The organism is Mycobacterium sp. NGS16 (genome assembly GCF_059813225.1).
Genome location: NZ_JCALEE010000015.1, coordinates 1 through 22,307, shown reverse-complemented (window position 1 = coordinate 22,307; position 22,307 = coordinate 1). Strand labels below are relative to the sequence as shown.

12 protein-coding genes and 2 riboswitches are annotated in these 22,307 nt (G+C 70.2%); of the genes, 6 read left to right on the top strand and 6 right to left on the bottom strand.

Annotated elements, in window-relative coordinates:
* Positions 1 to 3: 3 nt before the first annotated feature.
* Entirely contained in the window at positions 4 to 4,497 is a 4,494-nt protein-coding gene (locus AC5Y4Q_RS21380; RefSeq protein WP_165604365.1) for an HAD-IC family P-type ATPase, read from the top strand.
* The gene (locus AC5Y4Q_RS21375) at positions 4,494 to 4,769 is read left to right on the top strand and encodes a hypothetical protein (protein WP_499960152.1); all 276 of its coding nucleotides are present in this window, start codon (positions 4,494 to 4,496) and stop codon (positions 4,767 to 4,769) included. The genes AC5Y4Q_RS21380 and AC5Y4Q_RS21375 overlap by 4 nt, the downstream gene beginning before the upstream one ends.
* Before the next feature lie 3 nt (positions 4,770 to 4,772).
* On the opposite strand, the gene AC5Y4Q_RS21370 is transcribed toward AC5Y4Q_RS21375, so the two are convergent.
* Together AC5Y4Q_RS21370 and AC5Y4Q_RS21365 are read right to left on the bottom strand one after the other, a co-directional pair.
* Positions 4,773 to 4,976: an Rv1535 family protein gene (locus AC5Y4Q_RS21370; RefSeq protein WP_064919864.1), complete on the bottom strand. Its 204-nt coding sequence runs from the start codon at positions 4,974 to 4,976 to the stop codon at positions 4,773 to 4,775.
* A 229-nt stretch (positions 4,977 to 5,205) separates the two neighbouring features.
* Positions 5,206 to 5,374, bottom strand: a riboswitch (M-box (ykoK) riboswitch).
* 33 nt (positions 5,375 to 5,407) lie between these two features.
* Positions 5,408 to 7,243, bottom strand: a complete 1,836-nt coding sequence (locus AC5Y4Q_RS21365; protein WP_082956798.1) for an MFS transporter — start codon at positions 7,241 to 7,243, stop codon at positions 5,408 to 5,410.
* Between the two features lie 149 nt (positions 7,244 to 7,392).
* Positions 7,393 to 7,499, top strand: a riboswitch (TPP riboswitch).
* Between AC5Y4Q_RS21365 and thiC the strand changes: the two genes are divergently transcribed.
* The 4 genes from thiC to AC5Y4Q_RS21345 all read left to right on the top strand — a co-directional run bounded on the left by thiC (position 7,493) and on the right by AC5Y4Q_RS21345 (position 12,119).
* Entirely contained in the window at positions 7,493 to 9,136 is a 1,644-nt protein-coding gene (gene thiC, locus AC5Y4Q_RS21360; protein WP_064919876.1) for a phosphomethylpyrimidine synthase ThiC, read from the top strand. Its footprint overlaps the riboswitch before it by 7 nt.
* Positions 9,136 to 9,966, top strand: coding sequence for a bifunctional hydroxymethylpyrimidine kinase/phosphomethylpyrimidine kinase (gene thiD / locus AC5Y4Q_RS21355; protein ID WP_065019381.1), 831 nt, complete (start codon positions 9,136 to 9,138; stop codon positions 9,964 to 9,966). Before thiC ends, thiD begins: the two co-directional genes overlap by 1 nt.
* Positions 9,963 to 10,580, top strand: a complete 618-nt coding sequence (locus AC5Y4Q_RS21350; RefSeq protein ID WP_499960151.1) for an alpha/beta hydrolase family protein — start codon at positions 9,963 to 9,965, stop codon at positions 10,578 to 10,580. The genes thiD and AC5Y4Q_RS21350 overlap by 4 nt, the downstream gene beginning before the upstream one ends.
* A 54-nt stretch (positions 10,581 to 10,634) precedes the next feature.
* Positions 10,635 to 12,119: a flavin-containing monooxygenase gene (locus AC5Y4Q_RS21345; RefSeq protein WP_064919867.1), complete on the top strand. Its 1,485-nt coding sequence runs from the start codon at positions 10,635 to 10,637 to the stop codon at positions 12,117 to 12,119.
* 26 nt (positions 12,120 to 12,145) lie between these two features.
* Here the strand turns inward: AC5Y4Q_RS21345 and AC5Y4Q_RS21340 are convergent, their stop codons facing one another.
* From AC5Y4Q_RS21340 to AC5Y4Q_RS21325, 4 genes are all read right to left on the bottom strand, one after another.
* Positions 12,146 to 13,435, bottom strand: coding sequence for a TetR/AcrR family transcriptional regulator (locus tag AC5Y4Q_RS21340; RefSeq protein WP_234786528.1), 1,290 nt, complete (start codon positions 13,433 to 13,435; stop codon positions 12,146 to 12,148).
* A gap of 109 nt (positions 13,436 to 13,544) precedes the next feature.
* Positions 13,545 to 15,002: a M28 family peptidase gene (locus tag AC5Y4Q_RS21335; RefSeq protein WP_499960150.1), complete on the bottom strand. Its 1,458-nt coding sequence runs from the start codon at positions 15,000 to 15,002 to the stop codon at positions 13,545 to 13,547.
* Positions 14,999 to 16,477 (bottom strand): M28 family metallopeptidase, encoded by a 1,479-nt coding sequence (locus tag AC5Y4Q_RS21330; RefSeq protein ID WP_109535539.1) that lies wholly within the window; start codon positions 16,475 to 16,477, stop codon positions 14,999 to 15,001. The genes AC5Y4Q_RS21335 and AC5Y4Q_RS21330 overlap by 4 nt, the downstream gene beginning before the upstream one ends.
* A 242-nt stretch (positions 16,478 to 16,719) precedes the next feature.
* Positions 16,720 to 21,684, bottom strand: a complete 4,965-nt coding sequence (locus AC5Y4Q_RS21325) for a PGRS repeat-containing protein (RefSeq protein ID WP_499960149.1) — start codon at positions 21,682 to 21,684, stop codon at positions 16,720 to 16,722.
* Positions 21,685 to 22,307 lie beyond the last annotated feature (623 nt).

Here is a 22,307-nt window from a genome sequence, read left to right as displayed (position 1 = left end):
CGAGTGGATTTAGGCCGTGCCGTCAGGCACTCTCTTCCGCTGCGCGCAGCGAACTTCGGTGTCCAACTCACCTCCGCGCTGGTAGACACATCGGTGCAGACTGCGGCCGGGTTAGCCGGCGCGGTCTTGCCCAATGCCGAGACCGGGTGGTCGCTGTCCCGGCGGTGCTTCCGCGGCGAGCAGCGGGCCTGGGTGGAGGTGCGCGGGCTGGACGGACCGACCGGAGCCGAGCTGGCAACCGCCGTGCTCGGTGCGGCGCGGGCGCTACCCGGGGTCACCTCCGTCCGGTTGAACCACCCGTTGTCGCGCCTGGTGGTCGGCCTGGACTCGTCCGCCGCCGACGTGGTCTCGTTGCGCGAGCTGTGCCGCGTCGTCGCCGACACCGAGAACCGGTACCGTCGGCTGGCCCACCGTGGCCGCCCGCCGGCGAGCCTGCCCGGGGACGGCATGACGCAGGCGTTACGCGCGTTGACGGTCGGCGCCAACGTCGCCGGTCTGGGCTTGGCGACCCTCGGCCGGCTGCTGCGGTTGCCGGGGCTGCCGCTGGGCCTGGAAGCCGGCGTCATCGTCGTCGACTACCAGCCGCGGCTGCGCCGCCTGCTCGAGGAGAGCATCGGCAAGCAGGCCACCGACGCCCTGCTATCGCTGGCCGGTGCCGGCGTGCACACCCTCAACCAGGCACCCACCGCGCTGGCGGTGGACCTGTCGATGGAGGCGATGCGCGCCGGGGAGGAACGCGCCGCGGCGCGGGCCTGGCGCCGCTGCGAACCCGAGCTCGCCGACTACGCCGACCACCCTGCGGTGACCGTCCCGCCCCGGCCGGCGCCGCGTCCGCCGGGTCCGGTCGAACGGCATCTGACCCGTAGCGCCTGGGCGCAGGCCGTCGGGGCCGGGGTGATCGGCGCCGCCACCCGCAGCCCCGACCTGGCCGGTACCGCCGCGGCGGTGGCCGCGCCGAAGGGCACCCGCGCCGCGCGCGAGTCCTTCGCCGCGACCCTGGGCCGCGGTCTGGCCGACCAGCACGGCGCCGTGGTGCTGCGGCCGGGCAGCCTGCGTGAGCTCGACCGGATCGACACCGTGATCATCGATCCGCGGGTGCTGTGCGGCGACGACCTGCGGGTGATGCAGGTGCGCGGCGCCGACGACGACGAGCTGCGCGCCGTGTGGGCGCAGGCCCAAGCCCGGCTGAGCGACCCTGGCCTCACACCGGGCTGGCATCGGATCGGTCCGCGCGCCGGCGTCGAGGCGTCGTTCCAGCCCGCGCTGCTGCCGTTGGCCGCCGCGGTGGTGACCGAGGCCCGGCATGCCGACGTGGAAGTGGTCTCGGTCGAGACCGAGGCGCTCGGCGAGCTGCGCCCGATCTTCGACGACATCCGACCACTGGACGGGGCCTCGGTGGACGAGGCGCTGGTCGCCGCGGTCAGCGCCTATCAGGCCGATGGTCACGATGTCGCGGTGCTGTCGACGGCCGCGGTCGAAGCATTGGCGGCCGCCGACGTGGCGCTGGGCATCCTGCCGGGACGGGATCGCCCGCCGTGGTGTGCCGACGTGTTGCTGACCGACCTGGCTGCCGCGTGGCGAGTGCTGCACGCGCTGCCGGCGGCTCGCTCCGCCGCCCGCCGCGGTGTCGAGATCGCCACCGGCGCTTCGACGTTGGGTGCGCTGCTGATGCTGCCCGGGGTGCGCGGTCGCGGGCCCGGCCCGGTGACCACCGGCGCGGCGGCCGGCGCGCTGTCCGGCTACTGGCTGGCCCGGCGTGCGGTGGATGCCGCGACGCCGCGGCCGGCGGCGGTGCACGAATGGCACGCGATGTCGGTCGAGCAGGTACAGGCGGTACTTCCGCCGCCGGACCTGGAGGTCCCGGCCGAGACCCGCCGCGCTCCGGCGGCGGCGGCCGCGCTGGCCGCCGTCGATCTGGCCCGCCGCGGCGCGCAGCGCACCGCACCGCCCCGGCTGTTGTGGCAGTTCGCCCAGGCCGTGCGCAGTGAACTATCCGACCCGATCACGCCGGTGCTGGCGTTGGGGGCAGCGGCCAGCGCGGTGCTGGGCTCGCCGGTCGACGCCGTCCTGGTGGGTTCGGTGCTCGGCGGCAACGCCGTCCTGGCGGCCGCCCAGCGACTGGTGGCCGAGCGACGGCTCAATGTCCTGCTCAACGAGCAGGTGGCACCCGCCCGCAAGGTGATCCTGGGCGCCACAACCGACGACCGCACCTACTGCGACGTGAACGCCGAAGATCTGCGGCCCGGTGAACTGATCGAGGTCCGCTCGCATGAGGTGGTGCCCGCCGACGGGCGACTGATCGACGCCGACGACCTCGAGGTCGACGAGTCCTCACTGACCGGCGAATCCCTGTCTGTGGTCAAGCAGGTCGAGGCCACCCCGGGGGCGGAACTGCCGGAACGCGAGTGCATGGTCTACGCCGGCACCACGGTCATCACCGGAACGGCGTTGGCGCTGGTGACCGCCGCCGGGGGCGACACCTACAGTCGCCGGGCCGCCGACCTGGTCGCCGGTGAGCAGTCCGCGGTCGGCCTGCAACACCAGTTGAGCCTGCTGACCAGCAAGGCGTGGCGGATCAGCCTGGCCGGCGGGACGCTGGTGACCGGGCTGGGCATGCTCCGGCGGATCGGGCTGCGCCAGTCGGTGGCGTCCGGCATCGCGATCGCCGTCGCGGCGATCCCGGAGGGGCTGCCGCTGGTGGCGACGCTCGCCCAGCAGGCATCCGCTCGCCGATTGACCAAATCCGGTGTGCTGGTACGTGTTCCCCGTTCGGTGGAGGCGCTCGGTCGCGTCGACGTGGTGTGCTTCGACAAGACCGGGACGCTGAGCCAGAACCGGCTGCGGGTGACCCAGGTCAAACCCGCACCGGGTTACTCGGCCGACCAGGTTTTGACGTCCGCAGCGCACGCCGCGCCGGCGACCAACGGGCGGCAGGTGCACGCCACCGATGCCGCGATCGTCGAGGCCGCGGTGGCCGCCGAAGTGGTGGACCCTGATCGCGGCGAGGTCGCCCACCTGCCATTCCGCTCTGGCCGCAGTTATTCGGCGTCGGTCGACGGCGCCGAGCTGTGCGTCAAGGGTGCCCCGGAGGTGGTAGTGCCCGCCTGCGGCGGTGACCCGGCGATCCGCCGAACGGTGCTCGACATGGCCGGCCAGGGCCTGCGGGTGATCGCCGTCGCCCGGCGCGAGCTGTCCCCCGAACAGGTCGCCGTCCTCGGCGATGATCCGGATCCGGAGGACATCGCCGAATTCTGCGGTGCCGGACTGACTTTCGTCGGCCTGCTGGGGATCGCCGACACACCGCGCCCGGAAGCCGCCGATCTGTTGGCCGAACTGGACCGCCGCAAGATCCCGGTGCGGCTGATCACCGGTGACCACCCGGTCACCGCTACCGCGATCGCCCGGGAGATGGGACTGGCCGTCAGCGCCGATCAGGTGATCAGCGGCACGGACTGGGATGCGTTGTCCCGCAAGGGCCAAGAGCAAGCGGTGAACGAGAAGGTGGTATTCGCCCGGATGTCGCCGGAGAACAAGGTTCAGGTCGTCCAGACCCTGGAGCGCACCGGCAAGGTGTCGGCGATGGTCGGCGACGGCGCCAACGACGCGGCCGCGATCCGGGCGGCCACCGTGGGCCTCGCCGTCGTGGCGCACGGCAGCGAATCGGCAAGCACCGCTGCGGATGTGGTGCTGGTCGGCGGTCGGGTGCATGCGCTGCTGGACGCACTCGACGAGGGCCGCGAACTGTGGCAGCGGGTGCAGGCCGCGGTGGCGGTGCTGTTGGGCGGCAACGCCGGTGAGGTGGCGTTCGCGATCATCGGCAGTGCGATCACCGGCCGCTCACCGTTGAACGCCCGCCAGCTGCTGCTGGTGAACATGCTCACCGATGCGCTGCCGGCCACTGCGCTGGCGGTCAGCGAGCTGAGCGAGTCCGCAGCGTCGGCCGCTCGCGGGCCGGACCCGGACGCGCTGTGGCGCGCGGTCGCGGTGCGCGGGGTGACCACCGCGTCGTCGGCGGTCGGCGCATGGGCGTTGGCGTCGTTCACCGGCCGCCAGCAGCGGGCGTCGACCGTCGCCCTGGTGTCCTTGGTGGCCGCCCAGCTGGGCCAGACACTGCTGGACTCCCACGACGCGCTGGTGGTGCTGACCGCGGTCGGCTCGCTCGGCGTGATGGGGACGTTGATCTCCATTCCCGGTGTCAGTCAGCTGTTGGGCTGCACCCCGTTGGGCCCGGTGGGCTGGGCCCAGGCGCTGGGTACGGCGACGGTGGCCACCGTCGGTGCGGCGGTGGTGCCCCGGCTGCTGTCCAGTTGGCAGGACATCGCGGACAAGCCCACCGAGTTCATGGTGCCGGGGCCGCGCCAGCCGGACGGCACCCCAAGGTCCAACGGCCACCCCGCGCCGCGACTGCGGCTTGTGCACAATGGGGACACCGGCTCTCGTCGCGGAACGGCCGCGACCCGATCATCCGGCGACCCGTCGCCACCAGGAGGCTCATGATGGCGGACAAGCCGCGGCGTGGCGCGTCGCAACGGGAAGCGGTGGCCCATATCCGCGAAGCGGAGACCTTCGCGGTCGAGTTGCCGCTGGTCGGCAAGGTGACGGTGCCCCGTCCCGACCAGCTGGCCTACTACGGGGGGCTGGCGCTGCTGGCGGCCTTCGAGATCATCGACTGGCCGGTTGCCGTTGCGGTGGCTGCCGGCCACATTCTGGCCAACAACCACCGCAGCGAGGTACTCGAGCAACTCGGCGAGGCCCTCGAAGACGTCTAGACCTCAGTGGTCGACGCTGAGCACCCCGACCCGCCACAGGAGGGCATACATCTGGTGCAGGGGGCCGCTGAGCAGCCGGGTGGTCATGTCGACGACCGGGTCCGAGGCAGGCGCGGCGGGCGCAGCCCGTCGGGGGTCCAGCTTCTTCGCCGTGCTCGCGGCACGCGGGGCCGGCGCCGGGATGTCGTTGTAAGCGATTGCAACCATGATGGCCTCCTAGTCGCGTAACGGCGCTACGCGCCCAGCGAGGAGTCCGGGGTTGGGGCTCAGCTGGAGGCGGTATGCGACCGTTCGGATGGGGACGGAACAGACGTCAGATATCGGCTCGGACTATCACCGGAACTCATTCGTCCCTCACCTCCTCTCGGTCGCGGGCACGCTTGGGCGTACCGGTTCCACCGCATGCTCGGGAGGCAGCTCCGACGACTGTCGGGAGACCGCACCCCTCTCGTCAGAGCTTCGGCACTACACGGCGTGTCCATATTTCGGAAGCCACTTGGGCTCAACCCTTAAGCCGGGAGGAGCTGTCCTGACCCGGGGCGTCTTTCGACGTTCGGGGTCAGTGGCCTGTGTCCGTGCAGACGCCTCACCTAACGAGGTGCTTGCGTGCTCCATAGTGCATGACGGTCAAGCCGCGGTCAACTCTGTGATTCCCGGGCGTGTCGGACCGGCTTGACGTGCGCGGATGCGCCCGAATCGGGCTCCGCGACGTTGCTGCCCAGGCTGGTGTCGGACAGGTTCACCGGCTCGGCCGCGTAGCGCCCCGGAGCCACCCAGGAGCTCAGCGCACCGAGCACCATCATCACCGCCGCGGCGGCGAACACCACCGCCAGCCCGGTGTGGAACGGCCCGGAGATCAGCTGCGGGAAGAAGGTGTGCCCGGTCAGCGCCTGGGCATTGACGCCGGGCTGATCCAGCGCTCCGGAGGGCCCCAGCAGCTCGGCGATCGGGTTGTAGCCCAGAAATGCCGCGAACAGGCTGCCCACCGGCGGCGTCCCGGCCACCTCATCGGCCACCGCGGCCGACACGCCCTGCTGTTGCAGCCCGGCGCCCATCGCCGCGGGCAGCGTGTTGGCCAGGCCGATCACCATCAGGGAGAAGAAGACCCCGATCGACAGCGAGGTGCCGGCGTTGAAGAACGTGGCCCGCACGCCCGACGCGGCTCCGCGCTGATCGGCCGGCACGCTCGACATGACCACGGCGCTATTGGGGGCGGTGAAGATGCCGCCGCCGAGCCCGTTGAGGAACACCAGCGCCGCGAACACCCGGTAGTCGAAGTCCACCGGGAGCAGCATCAACGCCACGAATGTCGCCGCCATCAGCACCATGCCGCCCACGGCGAACGGCCGGGCGCCATGGCGGTCCGACAGCGACCCGGCCACCGGTCCGGCCAGCAGGAACCCGGCCGTCATCGGCAGCAGATAGATCCCCGACCACAGCGGGGTGGATTCGAAGCTGTACCCGTGCAACGGCAACCAGATGCCCTGCAACCAGATGATCAGCATGAACTGCAGCCCGCCGCGCCCGATCGCCGACATCAGCCCCGCCACGTTGGCCATGCCGAATGCCGGGATCAGGAACAACCGCACATCGAGCAGTGGGGCGGCCACTCGCAGTTCGATGACGCAGAACAGCACCAGCAGCGCTACCCCGAGGCCCAACGCGCCTAGAACGGCAGGGCTGGTCCAGCTGGTCGGCGAATTCCCGTGCGGCTGAATGCTGTAGGTGATCGCGGTCAGCAGCACGGTCAGGCCGAGTCCCAGCGTCACGGTGCCTGCCCAGTCCAACTTGGCCGGTGCCCGTTCACCGAGTTCGTGCAGTGAGCGCACCGACCAGATGGTGCCCAGCACGCCGATCGGCACCCCCGCCCAGAACACCGCCCGCCAGTCCCATTCCGAGAGCAGCCCGCCGAGCAGCAGGCCGACGAAGGACCCGGCGACCGCCGCCACCTGGTTGACGCCCAGCGCCATGCCGCGCTGATTGGCCGGGAAGGCATCGGTGAGGATCGCCGACGACGAGGCGAACAGCATCGCCCCGCCGACCCCTTGCACCACTCGCCAGCCGATCAGCCACTGCGCGCCGGGCCCCAGGTCGAACGGGTCGATCGACAGCGCGATCGCCGCGACCGTGAACACCACGAAACCGGCGTTGTAGATGCGCACCCGCCCGAACATGTCGCCGAGCCGGCCGAAGAAGACCACGAGCACCGCCGAGACCAGCAGGTAGCCCATCAGCATCCACAACAGGTAGCTGACGTTCGCCGGGTCCAGCGGGTTCAGGCCGATGCCGCGGAAGATCGCCGGCAACGAGATCAGCACGATCGAGCCGTTGATGGTGGCCAGCAGCACGCCCAGGGTGGTGTTGGACAGCGCGATCCACTTGTAGCGCGGGTGGTCGCGGTCGTAGCGCAGCCGGCGACGGGAGGTGGCTAGCGCGCCGGGATCGACATTCGTCCTCTCGATCTGCGCTGTCATAGCTCACCCGCATCTTTCACTAAGCCAAGGCACATATATTAGCTATGCAAAGGATCGGATGCCTAATCTGCGCCGCGCGCAGCCAGGTCAGCGCCTTACATCGGCTGCCGTGCTGCGATAGCGTGGCAGTGCAGTAGTTGCAGGGCAGAAATCCACACCGCGGGAGCGCAACCAGTGCGCTGAGAGGACGGCCGGGGCCGTCGACCGTACGAACCTGACCGGGTAATGCCGGCAAGGGAGAGGAAGAACATGACCGATGTAGCCGTCGAGCCGCAGGTGACCACCGGGCCCATCCCCTACAGCGAGAAGGTCTATCGCGAGATCGAGGCCCCCGGCGGCGTGGCGATGAAGGTGCCGTTCCGCCGGGTCAACCTGACCAACGGCGAGCACTTCGACCTCTACGACACCTCCGGTCCCTACACCGATGCCAACGCGGTGATCGACCTGCACCGGGGCCTGCCGGCCCGCCCGGGCGTGGTGCGCGACCGCGGCACCCAGCTGCAGCGCGCCCGCGCCGGGGAGATCACCGCCGAGATGGCGTTCATCGCCGCCCGCGAAGGTTTCCCCGCCGAGCTGGTGCGCGACGAGGTCGCCCGCGGCCGCGCGGTGATCCCGGCCAACCACAACCACCCGGAACTGGAGCCGATGATCATCGGCAAGGCGTTCAAGGTGAAGATCAACGCCAACATCGGCAACTCCGCGGTGACGAGCTCGATCGGCGAAGAGGTCGACAAGATGGTGTGGGCCACCCGCTGGGGCGCCGACAACATCATGGACCTGTCCACCGGTAAGGACATCCACGAAACCCGGGAGTGGATCCTGCGCAACTCCCCGGTGCCGGTCGGCACGGTGCCGATCTACCAGGCACTGGAGAAGGTCAACGGCGATCCGACGAAGCTGACCTGGGAGCTGTACCGCGACACCGTGATCGAGCAGTGCGAGCAGGGTGTGGACTACATGACCGTGCACGCCGGGGTGCTGCTGCGGTATGTGCCGCTGACCGCCAAGCGGGTCACCGGCATCGTGTCCCGCGGCGGCTCGATCATGGCGGCGTGGTGCCTGTCGCGGCATCAGGAATCCTTTCTCTACACGAACTTCGAAGAGCTCGCCGACATCCTGGCCAGCTATGACGTCACGTTCTCCCTCGGCGACGGACTGCGGCCCGGGTCCATCGCGGATGCCAATGACGAGGCTCAGTTCGCCGAGCTGCGCACCCTGGGCGAGCTGACCAAGATCGCCAAATCCCGTGGCGCCCAAGTGATGATCGAGGGGCCGGGGCACGTTCCGATGCACAAGATCGTCGAGAACGTGCGATTGGAGGAGGAGCTGTGCGACGAGGCGCCGTTCTACACCCTCGGGCCGCTGGCCACTGACATCGCGCCGGCCTACGACCACATCACCTCGGCGATCGGCGCGGCGATCATCGCGCAGGCCGGCACCGCCATGCTGTGCTACGTGACCCCCAAGGAGCACCTGGGGTTGCCGGACCGCAAGGACGTCAAGGACGGGGTGATCGCCTACAAGATCGCCGCACACGCCGCCGATCTGGCCAAAGGGCACCCGCACGCCCAGGACCGCGACAACGCACTGTCCAAGGCGCGCTTTGAGTTTCGCTGGTATGACCAGTTCGCGCTGTCGCTGGATCCCGACACCGCACGCGAATACCACGACGAGACCCTGCCGGCCGAGCCGGCCAAGTCCGCGCACTTCTGCTCGATGTGCGGGCCGAAGTTCTGCTCGATGCGGATCAGCCAGGACGTGCGCGACTACGCCAGTGAGCACGGGCTGCAAACCCAGGAGGAGATCGACGCCGCCATCGCCAAGGGCATGGACGAGAAGTCGGCCGAGTTCGCCGAACACGGCAACCGGGTATACCTGCCCATCTCCTCCTAGTGGAGTTCCTGCCGCTGACCCCGCCCGGGTCGACACCGGCGCGGGTGCTGACCATCGCGGGGTCGGATTCCGGCGGCGGCGCGGGCATTCAGGCCGACATGCGCACCTGCGCGCTGCTCGGCGTGCATGCCTGCGTCGCGGTCACGGCGGTGACGGTGCAGAACACGGTGGGCGTCAAGAGCTTTCACGAGGTGCCTCCTGACATCGTCGCCGCGCAGGTCGAAGCGGTGGTGCCCGACATCGGGATTCAGGCCGCCAAGACCGGGATGCTGGCCTCGGCGCAGATCATCACGGGCGTGGCCGCGACGTGGCGAGCACTCCATCTGTCGGTTCCACTCGTGGTCGATCCGGTGTCAGCGTCCATGCACGGTGATGCACTGCTGGCCGATTCGGCTCTAGACGCGCTGCGCGACAAGCTGTTTCCGCTGGCTACCCTGGTGACTCCTAACCTGCACGAGGTACGGCTGCTGGTCGGCGTCGAGGTCGTCGATGCCGAATCGCAGCGGGCGGCCGCCCGGGCACTGCATGCCCTGGGGCCACGCTGGGTGCTGGTCAAAGGCGGGCACCTGCCGTCGGCGCAGCACAGTCCCGATCTGCTCTACGACGGCACCGGCTTTCGGGAGTTTCCGGGGCCACGCGTGGCCACCGCCGACGACCACGGCGCGGGAGACACGCTGGCCGCAGCGACCGCATGCGCGCTGGCGCACGGGTACTCCGTGCCCGACGCGGTGGCCTTCGCCAAACGCTGGGTGACCGAGTGCCTGCGCGCCGCGTACCCGCTGGGCCACGGGCACGGTCCGGTCTCGCCGCTGTTCCGGTTGACGCGATGACTCTCCAGGACATCGCCGGAATCAGCCACCACCCCGCCGGCACCCCGAAGGGGATCGTGCTACTTACCCACGGCGCCGGCGGCAACCGGGATTCACCGATGCTGCACCGGCTGTGCGACGAGTGGGCGCGGCGCGGTTTTCTGGCGATCCGCTACGACCTGCCGTTTCGCCGACGGCGCCCGAAGGGACCACCGTCGGGGTCGGGGGCCGGCGACCGGGACGGCATCACCTCGGCGATCGGGTATGCCCGCGGGCTGGCCGATGGTCCGCTGATCGCCGGCGGGCACTCCTACGGCGGCCGGCAGACCTCGATGGTGGTGGCCGCCGGCGGCGCCCCGGTCGACCTGCTGGCGTTGTTCTCCTACCCGCTGCATCCGCCCGGCAAGCCGGAGCGCACCCGCACCGACCACCTGCGCGACATCGGCGTGCCCACGGTGTTCACCCACGGCACTTCGGATCCCTTCGGCACGCCCGCTGAGCTGCGCACCGCCGCCGCGTTGATCCCGGCGCCGCACCAGGTCGTGGAGATCACCGGTGCCCGCCACGACCTCGCCTCCAAAACCCTGGACGTGCCGGCCCTGGCGGTCGACGCCGCACTGCGACTACTGGGCTGAACACCCTCCGGTGAACTTCGCTGGTTACTGGCGAGTCAGGTACCGTAGATTTTCATGAGTACGGAGCGCTTCGACGTCGTCATCGTGGGTGCGGGCTTCGGTGGGATGGGCGCGGCGATCGAGCTCAAGAAGCTCGGATATGACAACATCGTCCTGCTGGAGCGCGAAGACGATCTGGGCGGGACCTGGCACGTCAACCGCTATCCCGGCCTGGCCGTCGACATCCCGTCGACCACCTACTCCTACTGGTTCGAGCCCAACCCGCACTGGTCGCGCCTGTTCGCCACCGGCGCGGAGCTCAAACGCTACGCCGAGCACGTCGCCGACAAGTACGACGTGCGCCGCCACATGCGATTCAACACCACCGTCGAGGGCGCCCGCTGGGACGAGGAGGCCCAGTGCTGGCAGGTGAGCCTGGCCGACGGTGCAACCCTGAGCGCTCGTTACCTGATCACCGCGACCGGGTTCCTGTCCCAGCCGCACACCCCGGACATCCCTGGAATCGCCGGGTTCGCCGGCAAGGTGGTGCACACCACCGCCTGGGACGCTCAGCACGACTTCGCCGGCCGCCGGGTCGGGCTGATCGGCACCGGCGCCACCGCGGTGCAGCTGATCCCGGAGCTGGCCAAGACGGTTGGTGACCTCACGGTGTATCAGCGCACGCCGATCTGGGTGGCCCCCAAGCTGGACTTCGGGTTCTCCCCCGCCGTGCAGCGGCTGTTCGCGCGCGTCCCGCTCGCCCAGCGGGCGCTGCGGTGGGTGACCGACAATCTGCTGGAATTCATGACGTTCGTCGGGGTGCTCAATTTCCCGTACTTCCGGCGGCTTTCGGTCGCCGCGATGGACCTGTGCAAGATCCACCGGTTCATCTCGATCCGCGACAAGGAGCTGCGCGCCAAGCTCACCCCGAGCTACGACATCGGTTGTAAACGGCCCAGCTGGTCCAACGACTACTACCGCACCTTCACCAAGCCGCACGTGCACCTGGAGACGGCTGGGATCGAGCGGGTCGAACCGGACGGGATCGTCACCGTCGACGGGCGCAAGAGCCACATCGACACGCTGGTGCTGGCCACCGGATTCGATCTGTGGGAGGCCAACTTCCCGGCGATCGAGATCGTCGGACGCGACGGGCGGAATCTGGGTAAGTGGTGGCGGGAGAACCGGTTCCAGGCCTACCAGGGGGTGTCGATTCCGGCCTTCCCGAATTTCTTGAGCCTGGCCAGCCCGTATGCGTTCTGCGGCCTGTCGTTCTTCAACACGATGGAATACCAGATGCGCCACATGGGCCGGCTCTTCGGCGAAGTGCAGCGCCGCGGCGCGACGACCTTCGAGGTCACCGAGGCCGCCAACGCCCGCTTCCTCGACGAGATGACCAAGCGGCTGGACCGCTCGGTGTTCTACGCCGGCGACTGTGCCACCTCACGCTCCTACTACTTCAACCACAGCGGCGAAGCATCACTGCTGCGGCCCACCTCGGTGCGTAACGCGGTGCGCGAGGGCTCCCGGTTTCCGTTGGAGGACTACCAAATCGCTTGAGCCGCGCGACGACTCGGTGATAGGCCTCAGCCGTCAGCCGGCCCCAGCAAAATGGATTCCATCAGTTTGCGCAGGCAGGCCTGGGCATAGCCCGGCCCGCCGGGGGCGGCGTCCTCGCCGTACTTCGCCGCATGTTCACGGACCACCCGACCCATGTCATCCAGCAGTACCGCCAGCACATGCACCAGGAACCGCGCGTGGTCGCTGTCCAGTCCTGGCCGCACCATGATCAGTGGCTTGGCCCAGGTGTCCATGAAACCGCGCTCGGAGTCCCGGAGCAGCTCCCGCTCGGACGATGCGAGGTTCACCCGCTCGGTGTCGTACACGGCCGCCAGCTCGGGATTGGCGAACACCGTCGCCACATAGGCCTCCACCAGGCGGGTCAGCGCCTCCCGCGGGTCGGCGAAGACACTCGCGATCGCCGACATCTCCCCGGCGATCCGGTCCATGGCGCGCTGCAGACCCGTCGTCAAGATATCGGCTTTGCTGGAGAAATACCGGTACACCCCGGAGGCCGGGACGCCGACGGCCTCGGCGATCTCGGTGACGCTGGTCTCGGCGTAGCCTTGCTTGCCGAACAGCAGGATCGCCGCGTGCAGCAGAGCCTCATAGGGTCCGGCGTCCGGTGTGAAGAGGCGCCACACCGCCAGGCGATTGACCCCGACCTCTTCCGGTTGCGGCAGCCGGGTGGCCACCACCGCCCGCGCGGTCTCGACAAGCAAGGGCTGGACTTCTTCGTCGGGCAGACGCAGCCGGTGGCCGAGGATGCTGCCGGCGACACTGAGCAGACTCGACGCCAAGGTCCAGCGTTCCGCGGAGTTCAGCTCCGGGCGCAGCGCGCCGATCGGACGTTCGATGCGCCGAATGACCGTGCGCATCTGCGCCATCAGCTTGGCCTGGTCGTCGGGCTGCAGGTAACGGCCCTGCCACCGGTACAACCCGCCGGCCTCCCGGTTGCGGATTGCCGTAGCCAGCAGCCCCTCGACGATCTGGTCGATGACCGCCGCCGGATCCTGCTCTAACGCGGCGTCGGAGAGGTCGTCGAGGAAGGCCGTGCAGTCAAGCAACTGCTGGCCGAGCGCACCGACGACGACGGCGAACATGTCGTACTTGCTGGGGTAGTGCCGGTACAGCGCGGGCGCGGAGATCCCCACTCGTGAGGCGATCGCCTCCATGCTGGTCGCGTGGTAGCCCTGCGCACTGAACGCTTCCGCCGCCGCACGGGTGATCTGTGCTTTGCGGTCTTTGGGGCGCCGCCTGATGTGGGCACCCGTACGTCCGGCCGGGTCGTTCGTGGCACCAAGCGTGATAACCACCCCTTAATCAACTCCCGGCCGGGCCTGTCACTTTCAGAGCATTATTAACACACCCGGGTGAATAACGCAGCGCAAGGTGCTGCGCTCCGGACTTGGCTGGCCGCAACGGCTACGGGGCCAACGGTACCCGGTGGCGCGCGTCGCGGGGCGGAACCCCGTTGGGCCCCCCGGCGGACTCCGCGTAGGTGGCCACCGCGAACGCGACCGCGGATCCGGTGAGCGCCAGCGCATGCCGATCGATGTTGTCGATGGTGTCGCCGGGACGGTGATAATTCGGATCGAACGCGGACCCGGGTGTACCGCCCCACAGCCGGGCCTGGGCGGTGGTCTTGAGCTGGGACGCCCCGGTCGTGATCCCGCCGATCGGAACTCCGGCCACCACGAACGGGCTGTAGTCGTGGTCGCTGCTCAACGGCATGTCGGCGGGCCGCACACCTGCCAGGTTGAGGTAGCCGGCCAGGGTGCGTTCCACACCGGCGGATCCGGCGGGCACGTCGGCCGGGGCGATGTCGCGGCTCGGCAGCGCCGACTGGTCACCGTCGTAGGTGAAGAAGCCGGCATTCGGGGAGCCGAGCATGTCGAAGTCGAGATAGACCGCGATGTCGTTGAGTGCCTCGCGGTCGAGCCGGAAGACGTAATCGGTGGAGCCACCGAGCTGTTGTTCTTCTCCCGCCCAGAACGCGAACCGCACCGCGTTGGTCACCGCGGGCGACGGTCCCAGCTGTAGCGCGGTCTCGAGCACCGCGGCCACCCCGGTGCCGTTGTCGTTGATCCCCGGCCCATCCGCCACGCCATCCAAGTGCGCACCAACCATCACGACGTCATGCTGGGAGCCGGTTTTGGTCTGCGCCAGGATGTTTCGGGAGGTGACTTTGACGGTGGTGGCGTCTAACACCAGCCGCACCGTGCCGGTGGCGCCGCGCAGCGCGCGGTCCCCGTCGCGGCCGGTCACCGCCACCGGCAGGCTCAGCTGGTCGTAGTAGTCCGGCGGGAACAGGCCGGCTGGCGCGCCGTTGCGGCTGGGCAGGCTGACCACGATCAGGGCGGCGGCACCGCGCTGCGCGGCCACGTTCTGCTTGACCACCACCGAGCAGCCGGCGTCGCTGACCACGGCGATACCGCCGCGGGGCGCCGTGGCCGGATAGTCGGCCGCCGCACAACCGGTCGACCGGGTCGGGCGGACCACCGGCCCGTTCACTCCCCCAGCCGGGGTGCGCACCAGCAGCGACGCCTGGTCGACGGGGTAGCCGATACCGCCGACGGTCAACGTCGGTTTGCCCGGCGACGTGGTGTCCAGCCGGGTGAGCTCGGGGGTTTCGACATCAAAACCTTTGTCCCGCAACGCGTTGACCACGTAGTCCACGCTGGCGTCGAAGCCCGGCGTGCCATCGGCCCGGTGATGTTGGTGCGCGTCGGCGATCTCCTGCAACCGTTGCAGGTGCACCAGCATCGCGTCGAGCGTGACCTGACCGGCAAGCCGATTCGACAGCGGCGGCCCGGCGGGCTCCGGCGAGCAGCCGGCCAACAGGGCGGTTGCCAGCAGTAGGGCGCCCGCCGGACGGATCACGGGGTGGTGACGAGGTGGCGGGTGCGGTCGTCCCGGACCGGAACACCGTTGCGGCCGCTGAGGTCCTGGGAGTACAGCCCGACGGCGTAGGGGACGCCTCGGCCGTTGACGGCCAATTCGTCGCGGTCGATGTTGTCGATGGTGTCGCCCTTTTGGTGGTAATTCGGGTCGAACGGCTCATCGGCGGCACCGCCCCACAGCTTGGCCTCCTCGGCCGACTTCTTCACCTCGGCACCGGAGAACAATCCGCCGGACGGGATACCGGCCTGCGTGAATCCGTCGTAGTCGGAACGACCGTCGAACGATGTGTCGCGCGCCTCCTTGCCGGCGGACTTGAGATAGGCCACCAGGGTGCGCTCGATGCCGGCCGAGCCTTCCGGCACCACCGGCTGTCCGCGCTTATCGGCGTCCAGCGACTGGTCGCCGTCGTAGGTGAAGTAACCGGGGTTCGGCGAGCCGAGCATGTCGAAGTTCAGATACAGCGCGATGTTCTTGAGCTGCTCGATGTCGAGCGACTCGACGTATTTGCGCGAACCGATCAAGCCGAGCTCTTCGGCGCCCCAGAACCCGAACCGCACCGCATTGTTCACCTGCGGCGAGTCACCAAGTTGCAGAGCAGTTTCCAGCACCGCGGCGACCCCGGATCCGTTGTCGTTGATGCCAGGCCCCTCGGGGACGCTGTCCAGGTGGGCGCCGAGCATGACCACGTTCTCGGTCGATCCGGTCTTGGTCTGGGCGATCACGTTACGCGCCGGGATCTCGTCGGTGTGCGCGTCGAGCTTGACGGTCATGGTGCCGTGCCCAGCGCGCAGCATCGCACCGTCGGCCTTGGTCACGCTCACCACCGGGATCTTGACCTCGGTGGCCTCGCCCAGCGTGCCGCCCATCTTCTCCTCGTCGATGCTGTCGGCGACCACCATCGCCACCGCGCCCTTCTCGACGGCGACGGCCATCTTCTCCTTGAACGGGCAGGTTCCGCGGTCGACCAGCACGACGGCGTCCTTGACGGCCAGCCCCTCGTAATCCTCTGCGCTACAGCCCGGGCTGTCATCGGCCGGCGCGGCGACCAGCGGTCCGGTCACACCCTCGGGCGGGGTTCCGAGGCTGTACTGCAGGGCGCGAGCTTCCACGGTCTTGTCGCCGAGCTGCACCGAGCCCTTTTCGGCCTTGAACACCCGGGCGATGAATTCCGGGGTCTCGACGTCGAAACCGTGCTCGCGCAAGGTGTTGGCCACGTAGTCGACGCTGGCGTCGTAGCCGGGAGTGCCGACGGCGCGGGTGTCGTTGTTGGCGTTGGCGATGTCCTGCAGCTTCTGCAGGTGCGCCATCATCGCGTCGATGGTGACCTTGTCACTAAGCGTCTTGGCGAACTCGGTGGCCGCGGCGGCGTCCGGTGCCTGTTCGGTGTGTACCGGCGTGCTGCTGCAACCGCCGGTGAACAGCGCGCCGAGCAGCACGGCGCCGAAAACGGGCATCAGTTTCTTCTGGTAATCCACCGCGTCCACGTTAGTGGGTGCGCGCGTTGGATTTCTGCCAGGCACGGCTGGGCGTCGAAGTCACGTCCACGTTCGTATACGCGCCAACGTGGCTGCACTCCAAAGCGGAGCCGTTCGGTACTGGCCATGTTGCCCACAAGCCGCGACGCCTGGCGCCGATGCAGCAGCCCCGCACGGCTATGCCGCGCGGGGCTGCTGCGCTCCTTGTTACCGAGCGACTCCTATGGCGTGGGCTGGGCGCCGGCGCCACCGGCGCCACCGGCGCCGCCGCCACCGTTGTTCTGCGGGCTGCCGGATGTGCCTGCTTCACCGGCCGTCGACCCGGATGACCCGCCGTTAGCGCCGTTGCCGCCGGAACCACCAGGCTGCTGGATCGCGTTGGGTCCGATGCTGCCGTTACCCCCGTCGCCCCCGCTGCCGCCGTTACCGCCGGCACCGGTCTGGCTTGTGCCTCCCGTACCACCACTGCCGCCGGCGCCGCCCTTACCACCGATCTGTCCGGTTCCGCCGGCACCGCCGTTACCGCCGTCGCCGCCGGCGCCGGAGTTGCTGCTGCCGCCCGCACCACCGGCTCCACCTGCACCGCTGACTTTGAAGTCGGCGCTGTCGCGAGTGTCGCCGCCATCGCCGCCGTTACCGCCGTGGCCGCCATCCCCGGCGTCACCGGCACCGCCGGCCCCGCCGGCACCACCGGCTCCGGCAAAGTCGGTGGTGATGGTGTCATCAGTAGTGGTGCCACCGGCACCGCCTTCGCCGCCGTTGCCGCCGGTGTCGCCGCTGCCCCCGACACCACCGGCGCCACCTCTACCGCCGATGGTCACATTGACCAACGGGTTGCCCCCGTGCCCGCCGGCACCGCCCGCACCGCCGGTGCTACCGGTACCACTGGCGGCACCGCCAGCACCTCCGTTACCGCCGGCACCGCCGAGTTGTGCGCTCCGACCGGCATCGCCGCCCGCACCGCCGTCACCACCGGCACCGCCGGTACTGCCGACACCCGAGGTGGCACCGCCCGCACCACCGTTACCGCCGGCGCCGGACCTACTACCTGTGCCGACACTGCCGTGGCCGCCGTTGCCGCCGTGACCACCAGTCGTGCCCTCGCCCGTGGCGTTGCCGCCATCACCGCCGTCGCCGCCGGCGGAGCCGCCGAAGCCGTTGCCACCGTCACCACCGTCACCGCCGTCCGAGTCGGCGCCGTCGGTCCCGGTGGTACCGCCGTGGCTTGTTCCGGCGAGGCCGCCGCTGCCGCCGTGGCCGCCGTTACCGCCGTTACCGCCGTCGTGGTTCTCGAAAGCGGTGCCCACATTGCCGCCGTTTCCACCGTTCCCAGCCGTTCCGGCATCGCCGCCGGCGCCGGCGTTGAAGCCGTCACCGCCCGTGCCGCCGGCACCGGCGGCGCCACCGTTGCCACCGTTGACGACACTGCCCAATTGGATGACGTTGACTGACGTCGCCAGGTTCGCGCCGTTGCCACCATCTCCGCCGTTGCCGCCGGCTCCCCCGCTGCCGCCGGTGCCGAGGGTGCCGCTGGGATCGCCCGCGCCGCCGTCGCCGCCCTGGCCGCCGACGCCGCCGTGGGTGTTGTATCCGGTGCTGGTCGTCAGTGCTCCGCCGTTGCCTCCGGCCCCGCCATTGCCGCCGACGCCGGAGGCGCCCAGACCGCTGCCGCCATTGCCGCCGGTACCACCGGCACCGCCCGTGCTCGACCCGCCGGGGGCCGCGTTGTAGTTCGGGGCACCGCCGTTACCGCCGGCACCGCCGTCGCCGCCGTGACCGTTCCCGCCGGCGATGGCGTCCGCACCGCTGCCGCCGTGACCGCCGGCGCCTCCAAGGACGGGTCCACCGTTGCCATTGAGGGCAGGTGTGGACGACGCCGCGCCGCCGGCACCGCCCGCACCACCGTCGCCGGCCTGATAGCCGGTGCCGCCCTGGCCGCCAGCACCGCCGACGCCGCCCGCGCTGCTGAAGCTGTTCGGGAACGCCGGGATGCCGTCATCGGACTGGCCGCCGGTACCACCGTTACCGCCATTACCGCCATTACCCAGCTGACCCGCTGTTCCGGCGGTAGCGGTCCCTGCCGCTCCACCAGTACCGCCGTCACCGCCCGCACCGCCGGCACCGCCGACGGTGGGGCCGGATGCGCCCGTGGTCACCGCGGCGCGGCCGCCGGTGCCGCCGGTGGCGCCGCTGCCCGCATTGCCGCCGTTGCCGCCGTTGCCTGCGTGGGCCCCACCGGACCCGCCGGCGCCGCCGTTGCCCCCGGCCCCACCGGCCTGGCCGTCGGCACCGAGGGCCGTGGCGTTGGCGCCGGCGCTACCGCTTCCGCCGTTTCCGCCGTTGCCGCCGTTGCCGTAATCGCCACCGTTGCCGGCGTTGCCGCCGTTTCCGCCGTTGGCACCGGCGACCGCGTTGGGATCGGTGGACGGGTCGTAACCGTTACCGCCGTTACCACCGTTACCGCCGCTGCCCGGGCTGCTGTCACCAGCGGTACCGTCCGCACCCCCGTGCGCGGTACCAGCCGCTCCGCCGACACCGTTGTCGCCGCCGTCGCCACCGCTGTAGCCGTCCGGGTGCGCGGCGGTGCCGTCAGCGCCGTTGCCGCCGTTGCCACCCACACCACCGTTGCCGCCGTTGCCCGCGTTGTGACCGGAACCGCCCAGACCGCCGGCCCCGCCCGCGCCGCCGTCGGTGCCGTTGGTCAGCGTTGTGCCATTGCCGAACGTGACACCGCCGTCGCCGCCGGCGCCACCAGTGCCGCCGTCGCCACCGTTGCCGCCGTTGCCCTGCTGCCCGGCCGCGCCACCGGCGGCCGCACCGCCGGCACCGCCATCACCACCATTGCCGCCGGCGCCGCCGGCGTTGGCGTCGCGGGGACCGAAGGGGGCCGCGGTAGCTCGGTTGAGGCCGCTCAAAGCCTCATAGGAGGCGCCGTCCTGGCCGCGTCCGCCGTTGCCACCGTTGCCACCGGCGCCGCCGTTGCCGTCACCACCGTTGGCCACTGACGTGCCGGCGCCACCGGCACCACCGTTGCCACCGTTTCCGCCGGCGTCACCGTTGACGCCGCCGATCGGGTTGCCGTCCTCATCGAGCGGAACGGATCCGCCGCCACCGCCGTTGCCGCCGTTGCCGCCGGTACCCGCGTGATGGCCGGTACCGCCGTTGCCACCGACACCGCCGTCACCGCCGATGCCGTGCGCCGGCGGCTTAACCGGGTTTGCGTCTTGACCGGTGGTGGCGCCGTCGAACACCTTGCCGCCGTCGCCGCCGTTGCCGCCGTTGCCGCCGTTGCCCAGGGTGCCGTCTACGGCGTTGGCTCCGCCGGTGCCTCCAACACCGCCGTTGCCGCCGTCGCCACCGGCACCACCGGCGCCGCCGTTACCGCTCCCGTCGACAGTCGCGAAGTTGTTGTCGTGGTCGCCGGCTTGGCCGCCCGTACCGCCGTTACCGCCCGTGCCGGCGTTGCCGCCGTTGCCGCCGTTCCCGCCGTCCCACAGGGCCTTGCCGCCGGCCCCACCGTTGCCGCCGGATCCGCCAGCCCCACCGAGCGCGCCGTTGGAATTCGGCCCACTGACGTTCCCGAAGTTCTGGTTGATGGGGATCTGGACGCCGTGGCCGCCGGTGCCGCCGTCGGCGCCGTTGCCGGCATCCCCGCCGGCGCCGGCGTTGCCGGCATTGGTACCGCTGTTGCCGCCGGCGCCGCCGTTGCCGCCGTTGCCGCCGGCCTGCCCGGCGGTCGGGCTCTGCGTGACGGTGTTGCCGCTCAAAGCTCCGTTGGCACCGCCAGCTCCGGCCGCGCCGGTACCGCCGTTCCCGCCATGGCCACCGTTGCCGTAGGACCCGCCGTGGCCGCCGTTACCGCCGTTGCCTCCAGAGGCGCCTGCCACCGCGTTGACATCGCTCGACGCGTCGTAGCCGTTGCCACCGGCGCCGCCGTTGCCGGTTGGAACCGTCGGCAAGTTGCCCGCCGTGCCAGCCTGGCCGTTGGTCGAGCCGGTGCCAGCGCTGCCCGCCGCGCCACCGGTGCCCGCGTCGCCACCCTGGCCGCCGTTGCCGCCATCGAGATGTGCAGCGGTCCCGGCCGCGCCGGCCCCACCGTCACCGGCCAGCCCGGCCGCCCCGCCATTGCCCGCGTTACCGCCGACACCCGCGGTACCGCTACCACCGAACAACGACGCACCCACGCCGGCCGCCCCGCCCTTGCCGCCGTTACCACCAAGCGCCCCGTCACCACCGTTACCGCCGCCGCCGCCGTTGCCGTCACCGTTGTTGTCGAACGTGCCGGCGGCGCCCGTCGCCCCGGCACCGCCATTGCCACCATTGCCACCGACACCGCCGGCTCCACCGTTGCCGCCGATCCCCAGGATCGATGAACCGGCACCACCAGCACCACCGTTTCCACCGTTGGTGCCGGCCACCCCATTGCCGCCATTGGCCCCAGGCGTACTGCCGGTCGCCCCGTTGGTGCCGGTCCAGCCAGCACCGCCGATACCACCGTCGCCGCCGTTGCCCACGGCGCCCATGCCGAAGAAGTCCTGCGCCTGACCCGAGCTACCACCGTTGCCACCGTTGCCGGCGGCCAGGGTCGCAGTCGCGGCCCCGCCCGCACCCCCGTCGCCGCCGTTGCCCCACATCTCCCCGCCATGGCCACCGTTGCCACCGTCGGCACCAAGGCCGCCGGCACCACCGTCACCGCCGTTGCCGATACCCCCGGCATGACCGCCGTTACCGCCGGCAACGCCTTCGAGGTTCGACGTCCAGCCAGCACCGCCGTCGCCGAACCACAAGCCACCGGCCTGGCCGTCGACGCTTTCCGCGGTGCCGTCGGCGCCGTTGCAGATCATCCCGCAAAAACCGTCGGTGAACGGCGCAAACATCTGGTTGATCATGCCGTTGACCTGTGAGCCGAAGTCAGAGTTGATCCAGTCCTGCAGACTGTCGTGCAACGGCATATAGAAGTAGGCGTCCCACATCTCGGCCAGATCCAGGCCCGAGGCGTCTGCCGCGCCGACACCCCAGTCCGAACCGGTGAACAAGCCGTTGAAATCGTTCGACAAATTGCCCCAGGCACTCGGCTCGAACAGATCAGAAATGAAGTCGTCGAAGTCGGCGTTGGCTGCCGGCGCCGACGCCAGCGGCGCCATCCCGAAAGCCAGAAACGCTCCGACAGCCGAGGACGCACCCACGATCCGCCGGCTCCGCCGACTCGAACCGCCCCTGCCTACAGTGCCGCTGCCCGTGACGCCGCGCCGAACGACCATGTCGAAACCCTGACCTTCCAATAAATCCGAAACGGTGGAAGGCCGTTGTTAATAGGGCCCTCAGGAAGAGCACAGTACTTGCGCGCGCGTCAATTGTCTACCGAAAGTTCAGTAACTGCGCTGATTTCATTCGTTTGGTATTTTTTCTCTGGGCGGTGGGCGAATCAGCACGCCAGTTCTTGGCGCGAGTAGAAGTAGCCCCACCTATGCCGCCGCTGGCCTGAGTTGCGTATGTCGCGGCGGACGGTCTCAGGGCTCTCATCAGCGGACGGTGAAGCTCCGCGCCTGATCAGGTCGGGCGCGGAGCTTCACCGATCGACTCCTACCAAGTGGGCCGGGCGCCGCACCACCGGCAGTCGTGCTAGCTCTGGGCGTACCCACGAGGTCTCAGTGACGTCCTAGCTTGCCCGGCTAATTCGCGGTCAGGCCCCGCACGCTTCGCGCGGGGCCTGACCGACTCGTCATATGGCGCCGCTCCTAGGGAGTGGCCCCGGCCCCGCCGGTGCCGCCGGCACCGCCCGTGGCACCACTCGCCGCACCACCGACAG

What these genes read in the sequence shown, in the direction of transcription:
- AC5Y4Q_RS21375 (WP_499960152.1), top strand. Translation starts at nt 4,494, where the DNA reads ATGATGGCGGACAAGCCGCGGCGTGGCGCGTCGCAACGGGAAGCGGTG.
- AC5Y4Q_RS21370 (WP_064919864.1), bottom strand. Translation starts at nt 4,976, where the DNA reads ATGGTTGCAATCGCTTACAACGACATCCCGGCGCCGGCCCCGCGTGCC.
- AC5Y4Q_RS21330 (WP_109535539.1), bottom strand. Translation starts at nt 16,477, where the DNA reads ATGCCCGTTTTCGGCGCCGTGCTGCTCGGCGCGCTGTTCACCGGCGGT.
- AC5Y4Q_RS21365 (WP_082956798.1), bottom strand. Translation starts at nt 7,243, where the DNA reads ATGACAGCGCAGATCGAGAGGACGAATGTCGATCCCGGCGCGCTAGCC.
- thiC (WP_064919876.1), top strand. Translation starts at nt 7,493, where the DNA reads ATGACCGATGTAGCCGTCGAGCCGCAGGTGACCACCGGGCCCATCCCC.
- AC5Y4Q_RS21350 (WP_499960151.1), top strand. Translation starts at nt 9,963, where the DNA reads ATGACTCTCCAGGACATCGCCGGAATCAGCCACCACCCCGCCGGCACC.
- AC5Y4Q_RS21345 (WP_064919867.1), top strand. Translation starts at nt 10,635, where the DNA reads ATGAGTACGGAGCGCTTCGACGTCGTCATCGTGGGTGCGGGCTTCGGT.